The organism is Streptomyces sp. SAS_272 (assembly GCF_052543235.1).
This window is the reverse complement of record NZ_JBMNDR010000026.1, coordinates 1-24,528: the sequence shown is the minus strand read 5'-3', so window position 1 is coordinate 24,528 and position 24,528 is coordinate 1. Positions and strand designations below refer to the sequence as shown.

Here is a 24,528-nt window from a genome sequence, read left to right as displayed (position 1 = left end):
CCGGCCGTGGGGTGCGGATCCGGATCGAGGCCGACGGCGTCCGGCGGGACCCCGGCCCGCCGCCGGACCCCGCGTGGCCGTCCGCCGCGCTGACCCCGGACGGGGCGCCCGCCTTCTGGCTGGAACGCGCCGACGCGACGCCGAGCGTGGTCGACGCGGTGATCCTGGAGCGGGCCGCGGGGGCGGCCCGCCTCGTCCTGGACCGCACCCGCGGCCGGGCCCCGCTGGAGGATCCCGCCCTCGTCGAGACGCTTCTGGACGCCGCGGCCGCCGAACCGGCCCGGCTGCACGCCGCGCGCCGTCTCGGCCTCGACCTTCTCGCACCGGCCCGCGCACTCGCCACCGCGGGGGGCCGGCCCAGGGTCGTCCCCGCCCCCGCCGTACCCGGCAGCGCCGAGCCGCCCGCCGTCCGCACCGGTGTGGGCCCGGCCGTGCCCGTGCTGGAGCTGCCCGGGTCGTGGGACGCCGCCCGGATCGCGCTGCGGTTCACCGCGGAAGGGGGAGCGCTGGATCCCGGACCTCGGGTGGTGTACGCCGACGAGCTCGGCGGGATCGCGCTGCTGGCCGAGCTCGTCGCTCCGGGCGGCGAACCGCCCCCGGACGTCCGGGCGCTGGACAGGGCCGCCGCGGACGCGCCCTGGCTGCTGGCCACGCTGTACGCCGTCACCGCGACGGCGAGTCTGCGGGCGGCCGCAGCCGAGGCCAACGTGCACCACTCCACGCTCCAGGACCGGCTGGCCCACGCCGAACACCTGCTGGGCTGGCCGGTGCGCACCCCGCAGGGCCGGCTGCGGCTGCACCTGGCGCTGACGACGCGAAGGCTGACCCGGCAGTAGGGCGCGGCGCCGAGGGCGGAGCCCGTACGGACACGGCCGTGGGGGCGCCCCGGGGAAGGGCGCGCGACCGGGCCGGAACGCCGGCCCGCCCAGGACTCGGCCCGGCCAGGACTCGGCCCGCAAAGAACCTGGCCCGCCCAGGACTTGGCCCGCCGGGACCCCGGCCCGCTAGACCGGCGCCTGCTCGGGCTCGGCCGCCGGGTCGGCGACGACCTCGTCCGCGGCGGCGCGCGCGGCGGGGATGACGGCCGCGATGGCCGCGGAGACCAGCGCGAGGCCGCCGCCGACGAGGAGCGCGGTGCGGAAACCGTCCTCGGAGGCGAAGGTGTGGCCGCCCATGGTGGTGGTCATCTGGGAGAGGATCACACCGATGACGGCGGAACCGATCGAGGTGCCGAGCGAGCGCATCAGGGTGTTGAACCCGTTGGCGGCGGCGGTCTCGGTCAGCGGGACCGAGCTCATGATCAGGGCGGGCATCGCCCCGTACGCGAGGCCCACCCCGGCGCTGGTGACGAGCGTGACCACCATGACGCCCCAGGCGGACCCCATCAGCGCCAGCGACACGAAGTATCCGGCCGCCAGCACCAGCGCGCCGCAGACCAGCGTGAACTTCGGGCCGCGGGCGTTGGTGAGCTTCCCGCCGAGCGGCGAGACCAGCATCATCGTCAGACCGCCGGGCGCCATCCACAGACCTGCCGCGAGCATCGACCGGCCGAGGCCGTAGCCGGTGGCCTCCGGGAACTGAAGCAGCTGCGGCATCACCAGCATGCTCGCGTACATGCCGAAGCCGATGAAGACGGAGGCCAGGTTGGTCAGCAGCACCCGGGGGCGGGCCGTGGTGCGCAGGTCGATCAGCGGGTCGGCGGTGCGCACCTCCCACAGGCCCCAGCCGGCCAGGGCCACCAGGGCGGCGGCGAACAGACCGAGCGTGGTGCCGGAGGCCCAGCCCCAGTCGGCGCCCTTGGAGACGCCGAGCAGCAGGCAGACCAGGCCGACGCCGAGGCCGATCGCGCCGGGCAGGTCGAAGCGCTGGCCCTTGGCGCCTGCCGGGACGTCCGGGACGAGCGTGTAGATCAGGACGGCCACGACGGCGGCCAGTGCGGCGGAGCCCCAGAAGAGCACACGCCAGTTCGCGTACTGGGCGACCGCGGCGGCCAGCGGCAGGCCGATCGCACCGCCGATGCCCATGGAGGCGCTGACCAGCGCGATGGAGCCGCTGAGCTTCTCGGCGGGCACGACGTCCCGCAGCAGCGCGATGCCGAGGGGCACCATGCCCATGCCCATGCCCTGCAGACCGCGGCCCACGATCATCGTCACCACGTCGGAGGCGAACGCGCAGACCACCGAGCCGACGATGAGCGGCACCGAGCAGGCCAGCAGCATCCGGCGCTTGCCCAGGAGGTCGCCGAGGCGGCCGACGACGGGCACGCACACGGCCGCGACCAGCAGCGTGACGGTGATCACCCAGGCCGCGTTCGAGGACGAGGTGTCCAGGATCTGCGGCAGTTCGGCGATCAGCGGCGTGACCAGCGTCTGCATGATCGCCGCCGTGGTGCCGGCGAAGGCCAGCGTGGCGATCACGGCGCCGGGGCGGGCCGCGGACTGGGGGGCGATGGCGCCCATGGGGACTCCTCGGGAAGGTGACGCGTGAGGATGTGCATCGTACATGCGATGTGTATCGCACACATGATGTGGCTCATACACACCGGTATGCCAGGATGGATGCATGGAGACGCCCGCCCATGAGGTCGAGTACGAGCAGATGCTGCTGAGCCGTCACACGTTCCTGAACCAGCGGGGCGGCCGCCGCAAGAACAGCGTTCTGGAGCGCAGCGCCTACGTCCTGCTGAGCCGGATCCGGGTGCAGGGGCCCATGTCGATCGGGGAGCTCAGCGACGCCTTCGGCCTGGACGCCTCCACCCTCAACCGGCAGACGGCGGCGGCGATGCGCGCGCGGCTGATCGAGCGCATCCCCGATCCGGAGGGCGGGATGGCCCGCAAGTTCCGGCTCACCGACGAGGGGCAGCGCCTGCTGGACACGGAGCGGGAAGGGATCATCGACATCCTGGACCAGGTGATGCACGACTGGTCCGACGACGACATCGCCGCCTTCGCGGGTTACCTGCGGCGCTTCAACAACGGCATCGAGGCCATCGGCGGACGGCCCTGGCCGCGCCCGTAGCGCAACGGACGCCGGCCGACGCGACCGGCGGAGGCGGCAAGACCGGGGAGGTCGGCGCGACCGGCGGAGGCGGCAAGACCGGGGAGGTCGGCGCGACCGGCGGAGGCGGCAAGACCGGGGAGGTCGGCGCGACCGGCGGAGGCGGCAAGACCGGGGAGGTCGGCGCGACCGGCAGTAGGCCTGCGGGTCAGGATGCGCTCGGCGCAGCGGCGGACGGGGCCGCCGCCGCGCCCAACTGCCTGATGTCGCCGCCGAGTTTGGACTGGAACCGCGTCAGCAGCTCGGGCTGCGCGCTGACCACCCAGCGGGAGCCGACCAGGTAGCGCCCGCCGTAGACGGCCGCGGCGTCGAGCCAGGTCTCCTTGTGCCGCTCCTCGGGAAACGTGGTGATGAGGTACTCGGCCCCCTCGGCGCGACAGACGCCCTGACGCAGTTCCGCCGCCTCGATGCGGATGGTGGCCGTGCAGCCGGTCAACCCGGCGATCACCTCGACCTTCGCCGGCGCCACGACCCCGGCCGCCGCCGCGGCGGTCACCGTGGTCGGCGTCGGCTCGCCCTTCCGCGCCGCGCCGTCCGCGCCGCCGCCGCACGCGGTGACGCACAGGAGCAGGGGCAGGCTGCCGGCCAGGGCGACCGGGCGCGGAAGGCGGGCCGGGCGTCGGGCCGGGAGACGGGACGGGGGCTGCTGAGGCACGTACGACTCCGTATCCGTGTGGCGGCGTTCATCCGTGCGCGCCGGTGGACGGACACGCGTCGAGGGGTACGGCGGCGCCCCTTCGGGCGTTCACCCGCCGGGCAGCCCTCCGGCCGACGACGACCCCGGTCAGCCGGAGGAGTCGCCGCGAAGCACCAGATCGAGCAGGCCGGGGAAGCACGCGTCGAACTCCTCGCGGCGCAGCCGGTTGGTCCGCCTCGGACCCTCGTCGCGCTGTTCGACCAGGCCGGCGCCGCGCAGTACCGAGAAGTGGTGGCTGAGCGCGGCCTTGCCGACCGGCACGTCGAAGCCGCCGCAGCTGCGCGCCCAGTCGGCGGAGCCCGCCAGTTCGCGGACCAGCTGGATGCGCACCGGGTCGGCGAGCGCGGACAGCGCGGACACGACCGACACCTCGCCCGGGTCCGTGTGCACCGGCGCCGCACGGTGACTGCCGCCCTCGGTCCCCTTCGCCATGCCCTCTCCTCGTCCCGCACTCGGCCGGGTCTCGTCCCGCTCTCAACCGGTCGGTCCGGCCGCCTGACCCTCCGGCGGGTTGCCCGGTGTTCGACGAATATCTTACAGTCCCAGTGTTCGCTTTCCGTTGAACAGTCGTCGAAGGGTGCGGTGACGCCGTCATGCACGCAGTGGAGTTCCAGGAGTACGGCGGCCCCGAGGTGCTGAGGGTCGTCGAGGCCGACACGCCCGAGCCGGGGCCGGGACAGGTCACCGTCGACGCCGCCTATGCCGGAGTCAACTTCGCGGACCTCAAGGCCCGCGCGGAGGGCTACCGGGTGGACGCCCTGCCGTTCCGTCCCGGACTCGAGGTCTCCGGACGGGTCCGGGCCGTCGGACCGGGCGTCATCGGTCTGCGCCCCGGGCAGGAGGTCGCCGGCCTGGTCGCCGGCGGAGCCTACGCGGAGGTCGTGGTCGCCGAGGCCGCCGCCGTCCTGCCGCTCCCCGCGGGCGTGGACCTGCGCACGGCGGCCGCGCTGCCCACCGTGCTGCCGACCGCGCACGCCCTGCTGCACGAGGTGGGGCGGCTGCGCGCCGGCGAGACCGTGCTGGTGCACGGCGCGGCGGGCGGCGTCGGCACGGTGGCCGGGCAGCTGGCCCGGGCGGCCGGTGCGGGAGCGGTGTACGGCGTCGTCTCCTCCACGGCCAAGGCGGCGCACGCCCTCGATCACGGTTACGACGAGGTGTTCGCGCAGGACGCCTTCCTGGACGGCGTCCGCCGGGCCACCGGCGGCAGGGGCGTCGACCTGGTGCTCGACCCGGTGGGCGGGGACACCCTGCGCCGGGGCCTCGACGCGCTGGCCGTCTTCGGACGCCTGGTGTCCTTCGGCAACGCGAGCGGGGCGCCGCCTTGGCAGGTCGGGCAGCCCGAGCTGTACGAGGGGGGCCGCTCCGTCGCCGGCTTCTCGATCCTGAGCCTGGCCCGGTCGGCGCCCGAGGAGCTCCGCGCCCTCACCGAGCGCGCCCTGCGCACCCTGGCCGAGGGGCGGGTGCGCGTTCCCGTCACCGCGGAGTTCTCCCTGGCGGACGCGGCCGCGGCCCACGAGCTGATGGGCGGCCGAACGTCGACCGGCAAGCTGCTGCTGCGCATCGCCGACTGAGCACTGCGGGTCGCGACGCGGCGGATCGCAGCACTGCGGATCGCCGACCGAGCCGTGCGGGCGGCGGCGCCGGCGTCCGCCACTGCCGACGTGCCGACCGGATACGGCCCCGTGCCCCCTGCCCCCTGCCCCCTGCCCGCAGGGTCGGCCCGCCGCGGGGACCGCCGGTCTGTCTAAGGTGGAGAGGATCGCCACGCGCCCGGGAGACCCCATGATCGGTATCCGCCGCAAGAGACCTGCCGGCGCCCTCGACGCCGTCGACGCCATCGAGCCCCCTGGCAACGCCGAGACGGTCGTCGGCGTGCTCACGGTGACGGTCCTGGTCGAGGTCCTCGGCGTGCTGTCCGGGTCCGAGGTGTGGCTGCTCGGCCTCCTGGTCTTCCTGCCGGGGACGGCGTCGGCGCTGTGCACCGTGCAGCAGACCAGGTTCGTGGCCGCGTGGACCACCCTGTTCGTCTCCCTCACCCTGTTCCTGCGGGCCGGCGACGGGGCCAGGTGGCTGGACCGCAGTCTCCTGGTGCTGCTCACCCTGGTCCTCGGGGTCGTCTCCGTCTACGCCTGCCACCGGCGCATCGCGCGTGAGCAGGAGATGCTGCGACTGCGCTCCACCGCCGCCGCCATGCAGCGGCACATCCTGCATCCCCTCCCCCTGCTCACCGACGACGTCCTCGTCAACGGCGTCTACGAGCCCGTGCAGGAGGACCGGCTCGTCGGCGGTGACATCTACGACGTGGTCGACTCGCCGTGGGGCACGCGGGTGCTGATCGGGGACGTCCAGGGCAAGGGCCTGGCCGCGGTGGGCGCCGCGTTCGCCGTCATCGGCGCGTTCCGCGAGGCGGCCTACCGGGAGGCCACGCTCACCGCGCTCGTCGACGCCCTGGACGCCGCGGTCGTCCGGCACAACTCCTACGCCGAACAGACCGGCGACGACGAACGGTTCGTGACCGCCCTCATCGTCGGTGTCGACGCGGACGACGAGGCACAGGTCGTCAACTGCGGCCACATACCCCCGCGTCTGGTGCACGAGGGGGCCGTCACCACGGCCGCGGTGGACCCGGGCGTCCCGCTCGGGCTCGCCGAACTGGCCGTCGAGCCCACGACCGTGGACTGGTTCGTGTTCCCGGACGGCGCCACGCTGGTGCTGACCACCGACGGACTCACCGAGACCCGGGCCGCCGACGGCACGTTCTATCCGCTCGACGAGCGCCTGATGAAGCACCTCGACCGCTCCCCCACCGAACTGCCCGGGGCCCTGCACGAGGACGCGCGCGGCTTCGCCGGGGACGGCCGGCGCCACGACGACGTCGCCGTCCTGACCGTCCGCCGGGCACCTAGGCGCTGAACAACCCGGTCCGGGCCCGCGCGGGGCGGGCCCGGACCGGTCGCTCGCGCCACGGCGTCGCGGCGGCGGACGCGGCCGGGAGGGGGCGGGAGGACGGGCCGGTCAGTCCTCGCCCTCGAGGTCCCCCTCCGTCTCCAGGTAGACCTGCCGCAACTGCTCCAGCACCGCCGGGTCGGGCTTCGCCCACATTCCGCGCGACTGCGCCTCCAGCAGTCGCTCGGCGATGCCGTGCAGCGCCCACGGGTTGGCCTGCTGGAGGAACTCGCGGTTCGTCGGGTCCAGGACATAGGTCTCGGTGAGCTTGTCGTACATCCAGTCGGCGACCACGCCGGTGGTCGCGTCGTAGCCGAACAGGTAGTCCACGGTGGCGGCGAGCTCGAAGGCGCCCTTGTAGCCGTGGCGGCGCATCGCCTCGATCCACTTGGGGTTCACGACCCGGGCGCGGAAGACGCGGGAGGTCTCCTCGACGAGCGTGCGGGTGCGGACCGTCTCGGGGCGGGTGGAGTCGCCGATGTACGCCTCGGGTGCGGTGCCGCGAAGGGCGCGGACGGTGGCGACCATGCCGCCGTGGTACTGGAAGTAGTCGTCGGAGTCGGCGATGTCGTGTTCGCGGGTGTCGGTGTTCTTCGCGGCCACCGCGATCCGCCTGTAGGCCGTCTCCATCTCGTCGCGGGCCGGACGGCCGTCCAGTTCGCGGCCGTAGGCGTAGCCGCCCCACACCGTGTAGACCTCGGCGAGGTCGGCGTCGGTGCGCCAGTCGCGGGAGTCGATGAGCTGGAGCAGGCCGGCGCCGTAGGTGCCGGGGCGGGAGCCGAAGATACGGGTGGTGGCGCGGCGTTCGTCGCCGTGCTCCGCCAGGTCGGCACGGACGTGCGCGCGCACGTGGTTGACCTCGGCCGGCTCGTCGAGCGAGGCGGCGAGGCGGACGGCGTCGTCCAGCAGCCCGATCGTGTGCGGGAAGGCGTCCCGGAAGAAGCCCGAGATGCGCAGGGTGACGTCGATGCGCGGGCGGCCCAGCTCCTCGTGCGGGACGGCCTCCACACCGGTCACGCGGCGCGAGGCGTCGTCCCAGACGGGCCGGACGCCGAGCAGGGCGAGGGCCTCGGCCACGTCGTCGCCGGCGGTGCGCATGGCGCTGGTGCCCCACAGGGACAGTCCGACGGACGTCGGCCACTCGCCGTTGTCGGTGCGGTAGCGCTCCAGGAGCGAGTCGGCGAGGGCTTGGCCGGTCTCCCAGGCGAGCCGGGAGGGGACGGCCTTGGGGTCGACGGAGTAGAAGTTGCGGCCGGTCGGCAGGACGTTGACCAGACCGCGCAGCGGCGAGCCGGAGGGGCCCGCCGGCACGAATCCGCCGGCCAGCGCGTGCACGGCGTGGTCGAGTTCGGCGGTGGTGCCGGCCAGCCGCGGGACGACCTCGCGGGCGGCGAACTCCAGGACGGCGGCGACCTGTTCGCCGTGCTCGGCCGGGACGGCGGCCGGGTTCCAGTCCGCGTCCTCCATCGCCTGGACGAGGGCCCGGGCCCTGGCCTCGGCCTCGTCGGCGGTCGTGCGGGTCGCGGCGGACTCGTCGAGGCCGAGTGCCTCGCGCAGGCCGGGCAGGGCGGTGGCGCCGCCCCAGATCTGGCGGGCGCGCAGGATCGCGAGGACGAGGTTGACGCGGTCGCCGCCGGCCGGCGGGTTGCCGAGGACGTGCAGACCGTCGCGGATCTGGGCGTCCTTGACCTCGCAGAGCCAGCCGTCGACGTGCAGCAGGAAGTCGTCGAAGCCGTCGTCGTCGGGGCGGTCGGCGAGGCCGAGGTCGTGGTCGAGCTTGGCGGCCTGGATGAGGGTCCAGATCTGGGCGCGGATCGCCGGCAGCTTCGCCGGGTCCATGGACGCGATCTGGGCGTACTCGTCGAGGAGTTGCTCGAGCCGCGCGATGTCGCCGTAGGAGTCGGCGCGGGCCATCGGCGGTACGAGGTGGTCGACCAGGGTGGCGTGCGCGCGGCGCTTGGCCTGGGTGCCCTCGCCCGGGTCGTTGACCAGGAAGGGGTAGACCAGGGGGAGGTCGCCGAGGGCGGCGTCGGGGCCGCAGGCGGCGGACAGGCCGGCGTTCTTGCCGGGCAGCCACTCCAGGTTGCCGTGCTTGCCGAGGTGGATCATCGCGTCGGCGCCGAAGCCGCCGTCCTCGGTCCGCGCGGCGATCCAGCGGTACGCGGCCAGGTAGTGGTGCGAGGGCGGCAGGTCCGGGTCGTGGTAGATGGCGATCGGGTTCTCGCCGAAGCCGCGCGGGGGCTGGATGAGGATCAGCAGGTTGCCGAAGCGCAGGGCGGCGAGGACGATGTCGCCCTCCGGGTTGCGGCTGCGGTCGACGAACATCTCGCCGGGCGGCGGGCCCCAGTGCTCCTCGACGGACGTGCGCAGCTCCTCGGGCAGCGCGGCGAACCAGCGGCGGTAGTCCGCCGCCGCGATCCGCACCGGGTTGCGCGCCAGCTGCTCCTCGGTGAGCCAGTCCTGGTCGTGGCCGCCCGCCTCGATGAGCGCCCGGATCAGCTCGTCGCCGTCGCCGGAGGCCAGCCCCGGCACCTCGGCGTCCGTCCCGAAGTCGTAGCCCTCCTCGCGCAGCCGGCGCAGCAGCGCGACGGCGCTGGCGGGAGTGTCCAGGCCGACCGCGTTGCCGATCCGGGAGTGCTTGGTGGGATAGGCGGAGAGGACGAGCGCGAGACGCTTGTCGGCCGGCGGGATGTGGCGCAGCCGGGCATGGCGTACGGCGATGCCGGCGACGCGGGCCGCCCGTTCGGGGTCGGCGACGTAGGCGGGCAGTCCGTCGGCGTCGATCTCCTTGAAGGAGAACGGGACGGTGATCAGCCGGCCGTCGAACTCCGGGACGGCGATCTGGCCGGCCGCGTCCAGCGGGGAGACGCCCTCGTCGCTCGACTCCCAGTCGGTCCGTGAGGAGGTCAGGCACAGCGCCTGGAGGATCGGGACGTCCAGGGAGGTCAGCGCGCCCGCGTCCCAGGACTCGTCGTCGCCGCCCGCCGAGGCCTCGGCGGGGCGGGTGCCGCCCGCGGCGAGCACCGTGGCGACGATCGCGTCGGCGGCCCGCAGCTCCTCGATCAGTTCCGGCTCGGGGGCGCGCAGGGAGGCGACGTACAGCGGGAGCGCCCGGGCGCCGGACGCCTCGACGGCGTCGCACAGGGCGTGCACGAAGGCGGTGTTGCCGCTCATGTGATGGGCCCGGTAGTACAGCACGGCGATCGTCGGGACCCCGGGGGCGTCGTCCCGCGCCGGCCGCTCCAGCGGACCCCAGGTGGGGGCGGACGCCGGGGAGTCGAAGCCGTGACCGGTGAGCAGGACCGTGTCGGAGAGGAAGCGGGCGAGCTGCTCGAGGTTGGCGGGTCCGCCGTGGGCGAGATAGGCGTGGGCCTCGGCTGCGATGCCCACGGGAACCGTGGAGGCGGCCATCAGCTGGGCGTCGGGGGCCTGTTCACCGGTCAGGACGACGACCGGGCGGCCGTCGGCGAGCAGCAGGTCGAGGCCGTCCTGCCAGGCGCGCACCCCGCCGAGGAGGCGTACGACGACGAGGTCGGCGCCGTCGAGGAGCGCGGGGAGGTCGTCGAGGGCGAGCCGGGCCGGGTTGGCGAAGCGGTACGGGACCGGGCCGGCTGCGGCGCGGGCGCTCAGCAGGTCGGTGTCGGACGTCGACAGCAGAAGGATCATGGGACGTCGGCCTTCCTCGGGGTGTCCGCGCCCCGGGCGGTGTCGGACGGCGGGAGTTCCTGACTCGCCCGGCTTCTGAGGGCCGGGCTCACAGTGGCGGGACCGCGCCGGATTCGCACCGGGCTTCCTCCCCTGTCGCCGTCGTGGCGTTGGCGGACCGGATGATCCACCGCAGAGCATAGTAAGGGGCGGGGGAAGAGGGCACAGGCATACCTCCCAGGTGGACGTGGGTATGCTCGCCGCCATGTCCTCGGCTGACCTCCGTCCAACATCCCAGGCCACAGCGGTCTCACGGGACCGCGGTGACGCCTGCCCCGGGGCGTTGCGGCTGCATGCGGCGGACGACGGGGCGTTGGCCCGGGTCCGGGTGCCCGGCGGGGTGCTGAGCGTCCGTCAGGCCGAGGCGCTGGGCGAGGCGGCCGGGCGGCTGGGCGACGGGGACGTCCATCTGACCTCGCGCGGCAACGTGCAGTTGCGGGGCCTCGCGGACGGCTGCGGCGCGGAGCTCGCGGCCGTGCTGGACGCGGCCGGGCTGCTGCCCTCCCCCGGGCACGAGCGGGTGCGCAACATCGTCGCCTCACCGTTGTCCGGCCTGGACGGCCGCGGTCTGCACGACGTGGGGCCCTGGCTGTCGGATCTCGACGCGGCGCTGTGCGGGAGCGGACCGGCGCGGGAGCTGTCGGGCCGGTTCCTGTTCGCCCTGGACGACGGGCGCGGGGACGTCGCCGGGCTCGGCGCGGACGTGACGCTGCGGGCGACCGGCGACGGCGGCGCGGTGCTCGATCCGGGTGCGGTGCGGGTGTCCGCGCAGGACGCGCCGCGGGCCGCGCTGCTGGCGGCCGAGACGTTCCTGGAAGCCGTACGGGAGTCCGGCGGCGGAGTCTGGCGGGTGGCCGAACTCAACCTGCCCGAAGGCGAGTTGACCGATCGGGTACGCCGCCGCCTGGACGCCGGCGGAATCGTCCGTTCGTCCCTGACGGAGGTCGCCGCCGCGGTCGCCCCTGGGCCCTCGCCCGGCGTCGTCGGCGACGCCCTGTCCGCGCATGTGCCGCTCGGGCGGCTCTCCGCCCGCCAGTGGCGGGAGTTGACGGGGGTCGCCGGGACCGGGCTGCGGCTGACCCCGTGGCGCGGAGTCGTCGTCCCGGCGCCGGACCAGTCCCCGCGGCAGCGTGCCGAGTCGCTCGCGCGGCTCGCCGCGGCCGGTCTCGTCACCGATCCGGCCTCGCCCTGGCCGCGGGTCGGCGCGTGCGTCGGACGGCCCGGGTGTGGCAAATCCCACGCCGACGTCCGGGCCGACGCGGCCGACACTGTCGACGCGGCCGGCGCCTGCCCCCTCCCGCTGTACTGGTCCGGCTGCGAACGGCGCTGCGGACACCCGCACGGCGACCGGATCGACGTGGTCGCCTCCGAGGACGGCGGCTACCGGCTGTCCGCAGTGCGGTCGGGCCGTCCGACGCTCACCGCACCGATGACCGACCCCGACGACCTCGCCGCCGCCCTGGCGGCGATCACCTCATGAGCCGTACCACCATCGAGAGCAGCGAGACGAACACCGTGAGCAGCTACGACTACGAGAAGGACGGAGCGGCCATCTACCGCCGGTCCTTCGCCACCATCCGCGCGGAGTCGGACCTCGAAGGGCTGCCCGCCGACGTCAGCCAGGTCGCGGTCCGGATGATCCACGCCTGCGGGATGGTCGACCTCGTACAAGACCTGGCGTACACGCCGTGCGTCGTCGCCCGCGCCCGCGAGGCGCTGCGGGCCGGCGCGCCGATCTTCACCGATGTGCAGATGGTGGCCAGCGGAGTGACCCGCCGTCGGCTGCCCGCCGCCAACGACGTGCTGTGCACGCTGTCCGACCCGAGCGTGCCGGAACTGGCGGCGCGGCTGGGCACCACGCGCACCGCCGCCGCGCTGGAGCTGTGGCGGGACCGGCTCGAGGGCTCGGTGGTCGCCGTCGGCAACGCGCCCACCGCCCTCTTCCGGCTGCTGGAGATGATCGAGGAGGGCGCGCCCCGTCCCGCCGCCGTGATCGGCGCGCCGGTCGGGTTCATCGGCGCGGCCGAGTCGAAGGACGCCCTGGCGGCGAACACGCTCGGCCTGGAGTACCTGGTGGTGCGCGGACGCCGTGGCGGCAGCGCCATCGCGGCCGCCGCGCTCAACGCGATCGCGAGCGAGGAAGAATGAGCGGCAAGCTGTACGGCGTGGGGCTCGGCCCCGGCGACCCCTCCCTGATGACCGTACGGGCCGTCGAGGTGATCGGCGAGGCGGACGTGATCGCGTATCACAGCGCCCGGCACGGCCGGTCCATCGCCCGCTCGATCGCGGCGAAGCACCTGCGCGCCGACCATGTCGAGGAGCGGCTGGTCTACCCGGTCACCACGGAGACCACCGACCACCCGGGCGGCTACCAGGGCGCCATGGACGAGTTCTACGCCGAGGCGGCCGCCCGGCTGGCCGTGCATCTCGACGCGGGACGCACGGTCGCGGTGCTCGCCGAGGGCGATCCGCTGTTCTACGGCTCCTACATGCACATGCACAAACGGCTCGCCGACCGTTACGAGACCGAGGTCGTCCCCGGTGTCACGTCGGTGTCCGCCGCCGCCGCCCGGCTGGGCGCCCCGCTCGCCGAGGGCGAGGAGGTGCTGACGGTGCTGCCGGGCACGCTGCCCGAGGAGGAGCTGACGGCGCGGCTCGCCGCCACCGACGTGGCCGTGGTGATGAAGCTCGGCCGCACCTTCCCCAAGGTGCGGCGCGCGCTGGAGGCGGCGGGACGGCTGGACGAGGCGCGGTACGTGGAGCGGGCCACGATGAGCGGGGAGCGGACCGGCGAACTGGCGGACGTGGACCCGGAGTCGGTGCCGTACTTCTCGGTGGCCGTGCTGCCCAGCCGGGTCGACGCCGAGCGTCCCGTGCGGTCCCTCGGGGACGTCGTGGTGGTCGGCACCGGCCCCGCCGGCCCGTTGTGGCTGACGCCCGAGACCCGGGCCGCGCTGGCCGCCGCCGACGATCTGGTGGGCTACACGACATACCTCGACCGGGTGCCCGTGCGGCCCGGACAGCCGCGGCACGGCAGCGACAACCGGGTGGAGTCCGAGCGCGCCGAGTTCGCACTGCAGCTGGCGCAGCGCGGTCGGCGGGTGGCCGTCGTCTCCGGCGGCGACCCGGGGGTGTTCGCGATGGCGACCGCCGTCCTGGAGGCAGCCTCGCAGCCCGAGTACGCGGACGTGCCGGTGCGGGTGCTGCCGGGGGTGACCGCCGCCAACGCGGCCGCCGCCCGCGCGGGCGCCCCGCTCGGCCACGACTACGCCACGATCTCGCTCTCCGACCGGCTCAAGCCGTGGGAGGTGATCGCCGAGCGGCTGCGCGCGGCGGCCTCGGCGGATCTGGTGCTGGCCCTGTACAACCCGGGCTCGCACAGCCGCACCTGGCAGGTGGGCAAGGCGCGCGAGCTGCTCCTGGAGCACCGGGCGCCGGACACCCCGGTGGTGGTCGCGCGGGACGTCGGCGGCCCCGGCGAGCGGGTGCGGATCGTACGGCTGGCCGATCTGGACCCCGCCGTGGTCGACATGCGGACGATCCTGCTGGTGGGCTCCTCGCAGACCCGGGCCGTGCGGCGGGGGGACGGCGAGCAGATCGTCTGGACCCCCCGCCGGTACCCCGAGGCGTGAGCGTGCGCGGCGCCGGGCGACCGGCCCCACCACGGTTGTCGGGGACGGGGACGGCACGTACGGGGACGCCTCCCGGCGCGGCCGGCGGGGACGGGGCGCCATGACGTCTCGCACACGGCCGGCAGGGGCGGGACGTCTCCCGCGTGGGCGCCGGGGGCGAGGCCGCCGCCTTCGCGGACGTCAGGGGCGGGGACACCCCCGCCGGGACGGCAGGGGCTCGGGGCGCACTCGGTGCGGGGCGTGAGTGGGCCAAGGCATCAGGGGCGGGTGCGCCTCCCGCGCGGACGACAGGGTCGGGGCGTGAGCCGGGCGGGACGTCAGGCGCGCGGGCAGGCGGCGAGGCGCTCCGCCACCCAGCGGGCCGCCTGTTCGGGTTCCTCGACCTCGGGCACGCCCTCCGGGACGGCCGGTCGCCGGACCACGACCACGGGCAGCCGGGCCTCACGGGCCGCGGTCAGCTTCGGCGCGGTCGCCGCTCCTCCGCTGTCCTTCGTCACCACGACGTCGATGCGGTGGCGGCGCAGCAGCTCCCGCTCGCCGTCCAGGGTGAAGGGACCGCGGTCGAGCAGGATCTCGCCGTGCGGCGGGTGCGGAGCCTCGGGCGCGTCGACGGAGCGCACGAGGAACCACAGTCCGTCCAGGGCGGCGAACGCGGGCAGGCCCGTCCGTCCCGTGGTGAGGAACACGCGGCGGCCCAGCGCGGGCAGCAGCCGCGCCGCGTGCTCCAGGGAGTCGGCCTCGTGCCAGCGGTCGCCCTCGACGGGGACCCACCCGGGGCGGCGCAGGGCGAGCAGGGGAACATGGGCGGTGGCGGCGGCCCGCGCCGCGTGGAAGCTGATGGTCCCGGCGAAGGGGTGGGTGGCGTCGATGAGCGCGTCGACGGCCCGCTCGCGCAACCAGGCCGTCAGCCCCTCGGTCCCGCCGAAGCCGCCGACGCGGACCTCGCCCGGCGGCAGCCGGGGACTGGCCACCCGTCCGGCCAGGGAGCTGGTCGTCTCCAGGCCGGGCGTGCCGTGCAGCAGCTCGGCGAGGCGGCGGGCCTCCGTGGTTCCACCGAGAATCAGTACGTGCACGAGAGTCCGGATCCGATCATGAGCAGTGACGTGGCAGGCGCGAGCGACCCGAAGGGCGGCCGCGGCGCCCAACTCAAGCACACCGGGCTGCGGCCCGGCTGGACGACCGGCGCCTGTGCGACGGCGGCCGCCACGGCCGCCTACACCGCCCTGCTGACCGGCGCGTTCCCCGACCCGGTGACGATCACGCTGCCGAGGGGGCAGACGCCGGCGTTCGCGCTGGCGGCCGAGGAGCTGACGGACGAGTACGCCATGGCCGGGATCGTGAAGGACGCCGGCGACGATCCGGACGTCACGCACGGGGCGCTGGTCCGGGCCACGGTGCGGTTGCTGCCGACCGGGTCCGGGGTGGTGTTCCGGGCGGGGCCCGGCGTGGGCACGGTCACCCTTCCCGGCCTGCCCCTGCCGGTCGGGGAGCCCGCCGTCAACCCGGTCCCCCGCCAGATGATGCGCGACCACATGGCCGAGGCGGCGGCCCGGCACGGCGGCGCCGGGGACGTCGAGATCACCCTCTCCGTCGACCACGGCGAGGAGATCGCCCGCTCCACCTGGAACCCGCGTCTGGGCATCCTCGGCGGGCTCTCCATCCTCGGCACGACCGGGATCGTCGTGCCGTACTCGTGCTCGGCGTGGATCGACTCCATCCGGCGGGGCGTGGACGTGGCCCGGGCGGCGGGCCGCACGCACGTCGCCGGGTGCACGGGCTCGACGTCGGAGCGGACGGTCCTCGCCGAGTACCGGCTGCCCGAGGAGGCTCTGCTCGACATGGGCGACTTCGCCGGCGCGGTCCTGAAGTACGTCCGCCGCCACCCCGTGGACCGTCTGACGATCTGCGGCGGCTTCGCCAAGCTCTCCAAGCTCGCCGCGGGCCACCTCGACCTGCACTCGGCCCGTTCCCAGGTCGACAAGGGCTTCCTCGCCGAGCTGGCCCGAAGGGGCGGCGCGGGCCCGGAGCTCGCCGCGGAGGTGGCCGGCGCCAACACGGGGCTCGCCGCCCTCCAACTGTGCGCCGCGGCCGGGGTTCCGCTCGGCGACCTCGTGGCGACGACCGCACGCGACGAGGCGCTGGGCGTGCTGCGCGGGGCCCCGGTCGCGGTGGACGTCATCTGCATCGACCGCGCGGGGACCGTGGTGGGCCGCAGCACCGTGGCCGGACCGTAGCCCCGCCGCCCGCCGCCCGCCGCCCGCTGCCCGCTGCCCGCTGCCCGCTGCCCACGCTCCCGTCGGCCTGTGACGGCGCGGCTGACGCGTGCGCCCCCTGCCCGCCTTCGGGGAGGGCGTTCAGCAGTCGTGGCGGTCGCGGTCCGGGGAGTAGAGGTGGCTGTCGCGGAACTGCTCCGCTCCCAGCGTCCGGCCGACCATGATGACGGCCGTGCGCAGCACCCCGGCCTCCTTCACCTTGCCGGCGATCTCGTCGAGCGTGCCGCGGATGATCAGCTCCTCGGGGCGGGAGGCGTAGGCGACGACGGCTGCGGGGCAGTCGGCGCCGTAGTGCGGAAGGAGCTCGCCGACCACCCGGTCCACGTACCGGGCCGCGAGGTGCAGCACGATCAGCGCGCCGCTGCGGCCGAGGGTGGCCAGGTCCTCGCCCTCGGGCATGGCGGTGGCGCGGTGGGCGATCCGGGTGAGGATGACGGTCTGGCCGACGGTCGGCACCGTCAGCTCGCGCTTGAGGGCGGCGGCCGCGGCGGCGAAGGCGGGCACGCCGGGGACGACCTCGTAGGGCACGCCGGCCGCGTCCAGCCGCCGCATCTGCTCGGCGACGGCGCTGAACACCGACGGGTCCCCGGAGTGCAGCCGCGCCACGTCGTGCCCCTCCTCGTGGGCGCGCACCAGCTCGGCGGTGATCCGGTCGAGGTCCAGCTGGGCGGTGTCCACCAGCCGCGCGCCCGGCGGGCATTCGGCGAGCAGCTCGCGCGGGACCAGGCTGCCCGCGTACAGACAGACCCGGCAGGCGGCGAGCGTGCGCGCGCCACGCACCGTGATCAGGTCGGCGGCGCCGGGCCCGGCGCCGATGAAGTACACGGTCATCGGTCTTCTCCCGCAGAGGTGTCGAGGGTCTTGTGGACGGCCCACTGGGTCACGGGCATCGCCTGCCGCCAGCCGGTGAACGCGCCGACGGGGACGGCGTGCGCCACCGCCAGCCGCACCAGCTCGCCTCCGTGACGGCGGCGGGCCTCGGCGAGCAGCGCCTCCGACTCCAGCGTCACGGTGTTGGCGACCAGTCGCCCGCCGGCCGGCAGCGCCTCCCAGCACGCGTCGAGGAGGCCGGGCGCGGTGAGCCCGCCGCCGACGAACACCGCGTCGGGCGGCGGGAGTTCGGCGAGGGCCGCGGGCGCCGCGCCGGTGACCACGCGCAGTGCGGGCACCCCGAGCCGGTCGGCGTTGCGGGCGATGCGCGCGGCCCGCGCCGGGTCACGCTCCACGGTGACCGCGCGGCACGAGGGGTGCATGCGCATCCACTCGATCGCGATGGAGCCCGAGCCGCCGCCGACGTCCCACAACAGCTCACCGGGGGCGGGGGCGAGTGCGCCGAGCGTGGCCGCACGGACGTGCCGCTTGGTGAGCTGCCCGTCGTGCTCGTACGCCTCGTCCGGCAGCCCGGGGCCCGCGCCGAGCCGCAGTGCGTCAGGGGCGCGGCGGCATTCCACGGCGACGACGTTGAGCGGGTCGCCGAGCGGTCCGTCGACGGGCCAGTCGTCGGCGGTGCGCGGCGCGGTCGTGTGCTCCCTCGCACCGCCGAGCTGCTCCAGGACCCGCATCGGGCTCGGCCCGAACCCCCGGTCGCGCAGCAGGGCGGCGATCTCCGCGGGAGCGGCGGCGTCCGCGCCGAGGACGAGGAGCCGACGGCCGGTGTGCAGGGCGGCGGCGAGGCGGGCCGTGGGGCGGCCGACGAGCGTGACGACCTCGGCGTCCTCGAGCGGCCAGCCGAGCCGGGCGGCGGCGAGGGAGACCGACGAGGGGTGCGGCAGCACGTGCAGTCGCGCGGGGCCGAGTTCCTCGGCGAGGGCGCGTCCGATGCCGTGGAACATGGGGTCCCCGCTCGCCAGGACGGCGATCCGACGGCCTGCGTGCGCGGCGAGCAGGCCCGGGACCGCCGGACGCAGCGGCGAGGGCCAGGGGACGCGCAGGCCGGCGCAGTCGGGCGGCACGAGGTCCAGCTGACGCGGACCTCCTATCAGGACCTCGGCCGCGCCCAGCGCGGCACGGGAGGCGTCCGGCAGACCCGCCCAGCCGTCCGCTCCGATCCCGACGACGGTGACGGCGGCGGTGACGGCGGGCGACGGTCCTGGTCGTGCGGGGGTCACTGCGCGCTACCTCGGTGTTCGTGGACGGCTCGGGACGACAGGGGCGCACTCTACTGGGCGGTGGCCTGGGCGTTCCCGCCCGGGTGCCCCCGCCCGCCTCCTGCCGCCCGGCCGCGGCGGTGCGGCTCGGGAAGGCCCGAGGACCCGACCGCACGGCTGCTCCACAGGAACCGGAGCGGGCAGGGAACCGGAGCGGGCACGGGACCGAAACGGGCACGGGAGCAGAGGAAGGCGTGACCTTCGCCGCGGTAGGTCGTGACCTCCTCGACGATCTCGCCGTCCGACACCAGGTGGAGCGTGTCGACGCGTTCGCACGGTTCGCCCGCCTTGGCGTGGCGGAACCACACGTGCTCACCCGGCCGCAGCCCGTGCGCCGCGGCGCCCAGGACCGGAGTCTGGACCTCCCACTCCCCGGCCCCTTCCATGGGATGCATCCGCAGCCCCCGAAGGCCCGCTCAGGGTGGGCTGACGGGTGGGGTCGGGTGGGCCGGAGGCGATCCAGCCGCCGCCCAGCACGGTGGCGATCCTGGCGCTCGGGCGGCGTACACAGCCGTCTCGTCGAGGCGGGGCCGAGTGAGTCTGGCCCCGCCTCCGCCCGCAGCAGGCCCCATCACGGGAGTCGGCTCACCGGAGTCGAGCCGGCCGCGGTCGGACTCGTCGCTTCCGCGATGGACTTGACGCCGCCGTGCGCGGTGAGTCCACCGTCGACCGGGATCTCGGCGCCGGTGATGAAGGAGGACTCGTCGGACAGGAGGAAGACCACGAGCGGGGCGACCTCGTCCACGGTGCCGGTGCGGCCGAGCGGGGTCTCGCGGACGTTCGCCTCACGGAAGGCGGACGGGGCGGAGGCGGTCATCTCGGTCTCGATGAAGCCGGGGTGGATCGTGTTGACGCGGATGCCGCGCGGGCCGAGTGCCGTGACGGCGGCCTTCGACAAGCCGCGCAGCGAGAAGGCGCTGCGCCACTTCGGCGGCGGAGGCGAACCCGCGTACGCGGGAGTCGCCCGGCGTCCGCGACCGCATCCAGGCCGTGATCACGGCGTACGACACCGGGTCGGTCAGAGCCGGGTCGTAAGCCGTCAAGGCCTGCCGGGCGCCGTGAAGGCGGTCGGCCGGGGGTGCGGCTCAGGACCAGGCTGTCACCGGCACGAAGGAGCTGTCCTGCCGGAAGAGGTCCGTGCCGTCGGACTGCTCCACGCGCAGCTCGTAGTTGTAGTGGCGCAGGTAGTTGCCGGGGTAGTTGTACGACTCGAAGCGGACCGAGCCCGCGGCCGTGCCGGTGCGGGCGATGAAGGTGGCGTCCCGCGCGAAGGTGGACGTGCCGTCGTTGGCGTCGAAGCGGCCGCGGAAGGAGTAGTGGCGCAGGTACTTGCCGGCCGCGTCGCGGAACGAGTAGGCGTTGGCGTCGGCGAGGCCGGCGACGACGGTGAAGGTGGCCGCCTGCTTCTCGGCGGCGGTGCTGGAGCCGGTCACGACGGGCAGGTTGAGCAGGGCGGACTGCTCCTGCCAGTAGCGGGTGGTGTAGTTCTGCGAACGCAGGCTGCGCGTGGCGTTCTTGGTCAGGGTGGGGCCACCGGTCACCGTCTCCTTGATGACCGTGAAGTGGCGCGCCGTGCCCGAGATGCCGGGCAGCGCCTTGGGGGCGCTCCAGGTCGCGAAGGAGTCGTAGCTGTCGCTGTAGTAGTACTTGTGGTCGCCGTAGCCGTCGAAGAAGATCCGCCAGGCGCCGTTGTCGAGCTGGATGACGGTCGGACCCTCGCGGTAACTGCCCCAGCCGGCCCAGTCGCCGGTCTTCTTGATCGTGTAGGGGCCGGCGAGGTTGGACGCCGTCGCGTACTCGATGTACTTCGCCGTCTCGTTCTTGGTGAACGCGTGGTAGGTCGACCCGGTCTTCACGATGTACGTGTCGATGTGGTTGGCGCCGATGCCGGACAGGGCGACCGGTGACCTCCAGGCGGTGAGCGAGGAGTCGGTGGCCTTGAGGAGGTACGGCGTGAAGATCCACTCGTCGTTCGTCGTCGAGCAGGACACGATGACGTTGACGCTGCCGTCGCTGTCGACGAAGAACTCCGGCGCCCAGGCGCGGGAGAGGCCCGCGATCGGGACCGTGTAGTCGTACAGGAACGACCAGTTGACCCGGTCGGAGCTGCGGGCGAAGCCGATGGTGGTGCTGGCGTCCTGCCAGGTGTGGGTGGTGTAGGTGATGTAGTAGTAGCCGTTGGTGTGCTTGAAGACGCTGGCGTCGCGGATGCGGTTGCTGGGCGGGGTGTACGCGGAGGCCTGCACCAGCCGGAAGTCGGTGGCGTCGTCGGACTGGTAGACGTTCACCGTCCCGTCGTCGCTGTCGAGGAACGGCACGATGGTGTAGCGGGTGGCCGATCCGGCGCCGGGCGCGGCGGCGAGGGCCGTGCCGAGCAGGCCGGGGGCCTCGCCGAGCACGAACGCGGCTGCGGGCAGGACGGCCATCGCGCGCAGCAGGGAACGGCGGGACGGGGCGGGGGGACGTGTCGTCATGGTGCGGCTCTCCTACGGCTCAGGGTTCGACATCCCGAACAAGGTCCGGAAAGTCGATCAGAAGCTAGGGGCGGGGCGGGAACACGTCAATCCTTTGCGCAGGAACACGAGGCGCCTGTGAGGCGACTGTGTCGCCGGAGGTTGCGACCCTCTCCGCCAGGGCGCCCAACTCACCGTCGTCCGCGATCCGTTCCACTGTGCGGCCGCCGCAGGTTACCGTGCGGTAGACGACGTCGTCCCGGAGGTGCCCTGTATGACGCCCGACCGTGCCGCAGGTCTGACGGACACCGCACGCGCCCTGGCCGAGGGCGAGGTGTCGTCCCGCGCGCTCGTCGAGCGCACCCTCGCCCGGATCGAGGCGACCCAGGGCGTCCTCAACGCCTTCCGGGTGGTGCGGGCCGAGGCCGCGCTCGCCGAAGCCGAGGCGGCCGACCGGGAACTGGCGTCCGGCGTGCGCCGCCCCCTGCTCGGGGTCCCGGTCGCCGTCAAGGACGACATGGACGTGGCGGGCGAGCCGACCGCGTTCGGCTGCGCCGGCGCCCACCCTCCCGTCGCCGAGGACGGCGAGGCGGTCCGCCGGCTGCGGGCGGCCGGAGCCGTGATCGTGGGCAAGACCAACACCTGCGAGCTCGGGCAGTGGCCGTTCACCGAGGGCCCGGCCTTCGGCGCCACCCGCAACCCGTGGAGCACCGGGCACACGCCCGGCGGATCCTCCGGCGGTTCGGCGGCGGCGGTGGCGGCGGGGCTGGTGCCGGCCGCCCTCGGCTCGGACGGGGCCGGCTCCGTCCGCATCCCGGCCTCCTGGACGCATCTGATCGGCGTCAAACCGCAGCGTGGCCGCATCTCGACCTGGCCGCGCGGCGAGTCCTTCCAGGGCATCACCGTCAACGGCACCCTGGCCCGGACCGTCGCCGACGCGGCCCTGCTGCTCGACGCGGCCGCGGGCAACCACGCAGGCGACCCGCACCGGCCGCCGGCCGTCGACGCCTCGGCGGCGGTGCGCCGCGACCCCGGCAGGCTGCGCATCGCGCTGTCGCTGAAGCCGCCGTTCACCGCCGTGGCCGCCCGGCTGCGGCCCGAGGTCCGCGCCCGGGTCCTCGAACTCGCCGAGACACTGGCCGGCCTGGGCCACACCGTCGAGGAGGCCGATCCGCCGTACGGGCAGATCGGCCTCACCTTCGTGCCCCGGGCGACCGCGGGCATCGCCGAGTGGGTCGCCGACGCGCCCTTCCCCGCGCTCCTGGACCGGCGCACCCGGGACGCCGCCCGGCTGGGCAAGCTGCTCGGCGGAGCGCCGCTGCGGGCGGCCCGGCGCGCCGAGACCGTCCTGCACCGCCGTGTCGGCGCCTTCTTCGAGGGTTACGACGTGGTCCTCGCGCCGACGACGGCCGCTCCCCCGCCGCGCATCGGGGCCATGCTGGAGCTGGGCGGCATCGCCACCGACCGCGCCATGATCGCCGCATGTCCGTACGCCTGGCCGTGGAACGTGCTCGGCTGGCCCGGCGTGAATGTCCCGGCCGGCTTCGCCCCCGGCGGGCTGCCGGTCGGGGCTCAGCTGCTCGGTCCGGCCCACAGCGAGCCGCTGCTGCTCTCGCTCGCCGCCCAGCTGGAGGCGGAGCTGCGCTGGCACGAACGGTGGCCGAGCGAAGCGGCCGCCGACTCCCCGGCCTGACGGCCGTGTTGTGCCCGTACCCTGTGACCATGGACGACGCGTCGATGGTCGGGCTGATGGGGCGGGTCACCGGGACGATCGGGCCGGGGCTCGTCGGCGAGGTCATGGTCCGGGTGCGCGGCGGGGCCGAGCACTTCCTCGCCTACGCGGCGGACGGCACGGCCCGCATCGAGCGCGGCACCGTCGTGATGGTGGTGGAGCACCTGCCGCCCCGGTCGGTCTACGTCACCCGCGCGTACGACAGTTGAGCCCGCCGCGACCCAGGTGAGAGCCGCTTTCGTGCGGCTTCGGGAACGTAAGCGTCAAGATTGCAACAAGGATGCGTCAGCGCCTTCAACCCGGGGCCGGCGAGGCGCAGACTCCCTTCGTTCGGTGCCGAAAGGGCACCATCACAAGGGGGCGTATGCCGATGGTTGTCGGCGTCGTTGCGGGGGTGGCGGTTGTCGCCGTCCTCGCTCTGATCGGTCTGTTCAAGATGATGTGGCGCGTCGCGGAGCCCAACGAGGCACTCGTCATCTCCGGCTCCAACCACCGTACCGAGGGTCTCGAGGCGGGCATGGGTTTCCGCATCGTCACCGGGCGCGGAACGCTGGTGATGCCCGGCGTGCAGGTGGTGCGCAAGCTGTCGCTCGACCTGAACGAGACCGAACTGCAGGTGGACTGCGTGACGCACCAGGGCATTCCGCTCAGGGTGCGGGGCGTGGTCATCTTCAAGGTGGGCGACGACTTCGTGTCGATCGCCAACGCGGCCCGGCGCTTCCTCGACCAGCAGAAGCTGATGTCGGAGCGGGTGCACAACGTCTTCGCCGGTCATCTTCGGTCCATCGTGGGCGGGTTGACGGTCGAGGACATGATCCGCGACCGGGAGAAGCTCACCGGGCAGACCCGTGCCGCCTGCGGCACGGAGATGGAGAAGCTGGGCCTGATCGTGGACTCGCTGCAGATCCACGAGATCGAGGACCCGACCGGTTACATCAAGAACATGGCGATGCCGCACGCGGCGGCCGTGCAGCGGGATGCGCGCATCGCCCAGGCGGAGGCCAACCGGCTCGCCACGGAGGCGGAGCAGGCCTCGTTCGCCCGGATGGCGGAGGCCACCCGGGACAGCGAGATCCTCCAGGCCGGCTACCAGGCCGAGCGGGACAAGGCGGGCGCCAAGGCCCGTCAGGCGGGACCCCTCGCCGACGCCGCCGCCCGGCAGGAGGTCGTCGTCCAGGAGACACGGGTGGCCGAGCTGGAGGCGCACCGTCGCGAGCAACAGCTCCAGGCGGACGTGCGCAAGCCCGCGGACGCGCAGGCCTACGAGAAGCGCACGCTGGCCGAGGCCGAGCGCGACGCCCGGATCTCGGCGGCCGAGGCCAAGGCGAAGGAGACGGAGCTCGCGGCGGCCGCCGAGGCGACCCGCGTCAAGCAGGCCGCCGGCGCCGAGGCCGAGGCGACCAGGACCCGGGGTGAGGCCTCCGCGGCCGCGACCCGGGCGACCGGTGAGGCCGAGGCGGCCTCCGCACAGGCCAGGGGTCTGGCGGCGGCCGAGGCGGCGAAGGCACAGGGTCTCGCGGAGGCGGAGGCCATCAAGGCCCGCGCCGCCGCGCTCGCCGAGAACCAGGAGGCGGTCGTCGCCCAGCAACTCGCCGAGAACTGGCCGGAGATCGTGAAGGCGGGCGCGTCCGCCTTCGGCAACGTCGACAACATGGTGCTGCTCAACGGCGCCGACGGCATGGCGGACGTGTTCGCCAAGGCGCTCACCATGGGCGGGACGGGACTGGGGCTGGCCCGGCAGCTGCTCGCCTCGATGAACCAGAACGGCCATGCTCCCGGCGGGAGTTCGCCGCTGAACGGGTCGGCAGGTCCGGCTTCGCAGAAGGTGCCCGTCGAGGAGAGGTGAGACGCCGGTGAGGCACGGTCACGGGGGCACCGCTTAAGGT

20 protein-coding genes, 1 pseudogene and 1 riboswitch are annotated in these 24,528 nt (G+C 74.5%); of the genes and pseudogenes, 11 read left to right on the top strand and 10 right to left on the bottom strand.

Going from position 1 to position 24,528, the window contains the following annotated elements:
* Positions 1 to 836 (top strand): helix-turn-helix domain-containing protein (locus tag ACN6LD_RS17020; RefSeq protein WP_445043596.1); only part of this gene is annotated, 836 nt, incomplete at its 5' end.
* A 168-nt stretch (positions 837 to 1,004) separates the two neighbouring features.
* Here ACN6LD_RS17020 and ACN6LD_RS17015 read toward each other — a convergent pair.
* A complete protein-coding gene (locus tag ACN6LD_RS17015; RefSeq protein WP_445043595.1) occupies positions 1,005 to 2,459 on the bottom strand; it encodes an MFS transporter in 1,455 nt (484 codons plus the stop codon).
* A 103-nt stretch (positions 2,460 to 2,562) separates the two neighbouring features.
* Between ACN6LD_RS17015 and ACN6LD_RS17010 the strand changes: the two genes are divergently transcribed.
* The gene (locus ACN6LD_RS17010) at positions 2,563 to 3,018 is read left to right on the top strand and encodes a MarR family winged helix-turn-helix transcriptional regulator (RefSeq protein ID WP_319194486.1); all 456 of its coding nucleotides are present in this window, start codon (positions 2,563 to 2,565) and stop codon (positions 3,016 to 3,018) included.
* A gap of 187 nt (positions 3,019 to 3,205) precedes the next feature.
* On the opposite strand, the gene ACN6LD_RS17005 is transcribed toward ACN6LD_RS17010, so the two are convergent.
* On the bottom strand, positions 3,206 to 3,712 hold the full coding sequence (locus tag ACN6LD_RS17005) for a hypothetical protein (protein ID WP_319194488.1): 507 nt from the start codon (positions 3,710 to 3,712) through the stop codon (positions 3,206 to 3,208).
* A 129-nt stretch (positions 3,713 to 3,841) separates the two neighbouring features.
* Positions 3,842 to 4,186 (bottom strand): ArsR/SmtB family transcription factor, encoded by a 345-nt coding sequence (locus ACN6LD_RS17000; protein WP_319194490.1) that lies wholly within the window; start codon positions 4,184 to 4,186, stop codon positions 3,842 to 3,844.
* A 161-nt stretch (positions 4,187 to 4,347) separates the two neighbouring features.
* On the opposite strand from ACN6LD_RS17000, the gene ACN6LD_RS16995 reads away from it, so the two are divergent.
* A complete protein-coding gene (locus ACN6LD_RS16995) occupies positions 4,348 to 5,325 on the top strand; it encodes a quinone oxidoreductase family protein (RefSeq protein WP_445043594.1) in 978 nt (325 codons plus the stop codon).
* A gap of 211 nt (positions 5,326 to 5,536) precedes the next feature.
* Positions 5,537 to 6,667, top strand: coding sequence for a PP2C family protein-serine/threonine phosphatase (locus tag ACN6LD_RS16990; RefSeq protein WP_445043593.1), 1,131 nt, complete (start codon positions 5,537 to 5,539; stop codon positions 6,665 to 6,667).
* A gap of 102 nt (positions 6,668 to 6,769) precedes the next feature.
* Here ACN6LD_RS16990 and cobN read toward each other — a convergent pair whose 3' ends face one another.
* On the bottom strand, positions 6,770 to 10,366 hold the full coding sequence (gene cobN, locus ACN6LD_RS16985) for a cobaltochelatase subunit CobN (protein ID WP_319192255.1): 3,597 nt from the start codon (positions 10,364 to 10,366) through the stop codon (positions 6,770 to 6,772).
* Between the two features lie 34 nt (positions 10,367 to 10,400).
* A riboswitch (cobalamin riboswitch) is annotated at positions 10,401 to 10,552 on the bottom strand.
* Positions 10,553 to 10,598: 46 nt separating this feature from the next.
* On the opposite strand from cobN, the gene ACN6LD_RS16980 reads away from it, so the two are divergent.
* Genes ACN6LD_RS16980 through ACN6LD_RS16970 form a run of 3 tightly spaced genes read left to right on the top strand, consistent with a single transcriptional unit; the run spans position 10,599 to position 14,037 of the window.
* Complete coding sequence (locus ACN6LD_RS16980; RefSeq protein WP_445043629.1) at positions 10,599 to 11,885, top strand: cobalamin biosynthesis protein CobG; 1,287 nt, start codon at positions 10,599 to 10,601, stop codon at positions 11,883 to 11,885.
* A complete protein-coding gene (locus ACN6LD_RS16975) occupies positions 11,882 to 12,553 on the top strand; it encodes a precorrin-8X methylmutase (protein WP_319192251.1) in 672 nt (223 codons plus the stop codon). The genes ACN6LD_RS16980 and ACN6LD_RS16975 overlap by 4 nt, the downstream gene beginning before the upstream one ends.
* On the top strand, positions 12,550 to 14,037 hold the full coding sequence (locus ACN6LD_RS16970; RefSeq protein WP_445043592.1) for a precorrin-2 C(20)-methyltransferase: 1,488 nt from the start codon (positions 12,550 to 12,552) through the stop codon (positions 14,035 to 14,037). Before ACN6LD_RS16975 ends, ACN6LD_RS16970 begins: the two co-directional genes overlap by 4 nt.
* Positions 14,038 to 14,354: 317 nt before the next feature.
* Here the strand turns inward: ACN6LD_RS16970 and ACN6LD_RS16965 are convergent, their stop codons facing one another.
* On the bottom strand, positions 14,355 to 15,110 hold the full coding sequence (locus ACN6LD_RS16965) for a cobalt-precorrin-6A reductase (RefSeq protein WP_445043591.1): 756 nt from the start codon (positions 15,108 to 15,110) through the stop codon (positions 14,355 to 14,357).
* A gap of 18 nt (positions 15,111 to 15,128) precedes the next feature.
* On the opposite strand from ACN6LD_RS16965, the gene ACN6LD_RS16960 reads away from it, so the two are divergent.
* Positions 15,129 to 16,271 carry a cobalt-precorrin-5B (C(1))-methyltransferase gene (locus tag ACN6LD_RS16960; protein ID WP_319192244.1) on the top strand — a complete coding sequence of 381 codons (1,143 nt, stop codon included), beginning with the start codon at positions 15,129 to 15,131 and terminating at the stop codon, positions 16,269 to 16,271.
* Between the two features lie 120 nt (positions 16,272 to 16,391).
* Here the strand turns inward: ACN6LD_RS16960 and cobM are convergent, their stop codons facing one another.
* The 5 genes and pseudogenes from cobM to ACN6LD_RS16935 all read right to left on the bottom strand — a co-directional run bounded on the left by cobM (position 16,392) and on the right by ACN6LD_RS16935 (position 20,931).
* On the bottom strand, positions 16,392 to 17,141 hold the full coding sequence (gene cobM / locus ACN6LD_RS16955; protein ID WP_319192242.1) for a precorrin-4 C(11)-methyltransferase: 750 nt from the start codon (positions 17,139 to 17,141) through the stop codon (positions 16,392 to 16,394).
* The gene (cbiE, locus tag ACN6LD_RS16950; protein ID WP_445043590.1) at positions 17,138 to 18,418 is read right to left on the bottom strand and encodes a precorrin-6y C5,15-methyltransferase (decarboxylating) subunit CbiE; all 1,281 of its coding nucleotides are present in this window, start codon (positions 18,416 to 18,418) and stop codon (positions 17,138 to 17,140) included. Before cbiE ends, cobM begins: the two co-directional genes overlap by 4 nt.
* A 50-nt stretch (positions 18,419 to 18,468) precedes the next feature.
* Positions 18,469 to 18,852: a hypothetical protein gene (locus ACN6LD_RS16945; protein WP_445043589.1), complete on the bottom strand. Its 384-nt coding sequence runs from the start codon at positions 18,850 to 18,852 to the stop codon at positions 18,469 to 18,471.
* A 176-nt stretch (positions 18,853 to 19,028) separates the two neighbouring features.
* A pseudogene (locus ACN6LD_RS16940) lies at positions 19,029 to 19,370 on the bottom strand (SDR family NAD(P)-dependent oxidoreductase); the annotation flags it as partial.
* A gap of 172 nt (positions 19,371 to 19,542) precedes the next feature.
* Entirely contained in the window at positions 19,543 to 20,931 is a 1,389-nt protein-coding gene (locus ACN6LD_RS16935; RefSeq protein ID WP_445043588.1) for a glycoside hydrolase family 43 protein, read from the bottom strand.
* Positions 20,932 to 21,184: 253 nt separating this feature from the next.
* Here ACN6LD_RS16935 and ACN6LD_RS16930 point away from each other — a divergent pair, with 253 nt between their 5' ends.
* From ACN6LD_RS16930 to ACN6LD_RS16920, 3 genes are all read left to right on the top strand, one after another.
* Positions 21,185 to 22,603 (top strand): amidase, encoded by a 1,419-nt coding sequence (locus ACN6LD_RS16930; protein WP_445043587.1) that lies wholly within the window; start codon positions 21,185 to 21,187, stop codon positions 22,601 to 22,603.
* 29 nt (positions 22,604 to 22,632) lie between these two features.
* Positions 22,633 to 22,851, top strand: a complete 219-nt coding sequence (locus ACN6LD_RS16925) for a hypothetical protein (protein WP_199863848.1) — start codon at positions 22,633 to 22,635, stop codon at positions 22,849 to 22,851.
* Positions 22,852 to 23,006: 155 nt separating this feature from the next.
* The gene (locus ACN6LD_RS16920) at positions 23,007 to 24,488 is read left to right on the top strand and encodes a flotillin family protein (protein WP_319192232.1); all 1,482 of its coding nucleotides are present in this window, start codon (positions 23,007 to 23,009) and stop codon (positions 24,486 to 24,488) included.
* Positions 24,489 to 24,528 lie beyond the last annotated feature (40 nt).

Excerpts from the sequence above, each read along its gene's own strand:
- ACN6LD_RS17015 (WP_445043595.1), bottom strand. The coding sequence starts at position 2,459 with ATGGGCGCCATCGCCCCCCAGTCCGCGGCCCGCCCCGGCGCCGTGATC.
- ACN6LD_RS17010 (WP_319194486.1), top strand. The coding sequence starts at position 2,563 with ATGGAGACGCCCGCCCATGAGGTCGAGTACGAGCAGATGCTGCTGAGC.
- ACN6LD_RS17000 (WP_319194490.1), bottom strand. The coding sequence starts at position 4,186 with ATGGCGAAGGGGACCGAGGGCGGCAGTCACCGTGCGGCGCCGGTGCAC.
- ACN6LD_RS16995 (WP_445043594.1), top strand. The coding sequence starts at position 4,348 with ATGCACGCAGTGGAGTTCCAGGAGTACGGCGGCCCCGAGGTGCTGAGG.
- ACN6LD_RS16990 (WP_445043593.1), top strand. The coding sequence starts at position 5,537 with ATGATCGGTATCCGCCGCAAGAGACCTGCCGGCGCCCTCGACGCCGTC.
- cobN (WP_319192255.1), bottom strand. The coding sequence starts at position 10,366 with ATGATCCTTCTGCTGTCGACGTCCGACACCGACCTGCTGAGCGCCCGC.
- ACN6LD_RS16980 (WP_445043629.1), top strand. The coding sequence starts at position 10,599 with ATGCTCGCCGCCATGTCCTCGGCTGACCTCCGTCCAACATCCCAGGCC.
- ACN6LD_RS16975 (WP_319192251.1), top strand. The coding sequence starts at position 11,882 with ATGAGCCGTACCACCATCGAGAGCAGCGAGACGAACACCGTGAGCAGC.
- ACN6LD_RS16970 (WP_445043592.1), top strand. The coding sequence starts at position 12,550 with ATGAGCGGCAAGCTGTACGGCGTGGGGCTCGGCCCCGGCGACCCCTCC.
- ACN6LD_RS16960 (WP_319192244.1), top strand. The coding sequence starts at position 15,129 with ATGAGCAGTGACGTGGCAGGCGCGAGCGACCCGAAGGGCGGCCGCGGC.
- cobM (WP_319192242.1), bottom strand. The coding sequence starts at position 17,141 with ATGACCGTGTACTTCATCGGCGCCGGGCCCGGCGCCGCCGACCTGATC.
- ACN6LD_RS16945 (WP_445043589.1), bottom strand. The coding sequence starts at position 18,852 with ATGCATCCCATGGAAGGGGCCGGGGAGTGGGAGGTCCAGACTCCGGTC.
- ACN6LD_RS16935 (WP_445043588.1), bottom strand. The coding sequence starts at position 20,931 with ATGACGACACGTCCCCCCGCCCCGTCCCGCCGTTCCCTGCTGCGCGCG.
- ACN6LD_RS16930 (WP_445043587.1), top strand. The coding sequence starts at position 21,185 with ATGACGCCCGACCGTGCCGCAGGTCTGACGGACACCGCACGCGCCCTG.
- ACN6LD_RS16925 (WP_199863848.1), top strand. The coding sequence starts at position 22,633 with ATGGACGACGCGTCGATGGTCGGGCTGATGGGGCGGGTCACCGGGACG.
- ACN6LD_RS16920 (WP_319192232.1), top strand. The coding sequence starts at position 23,007 with ATGCCGATGGTTGTCGGCGTCGTTGCGGGGGTGGCGGTTGTCGCCGTC.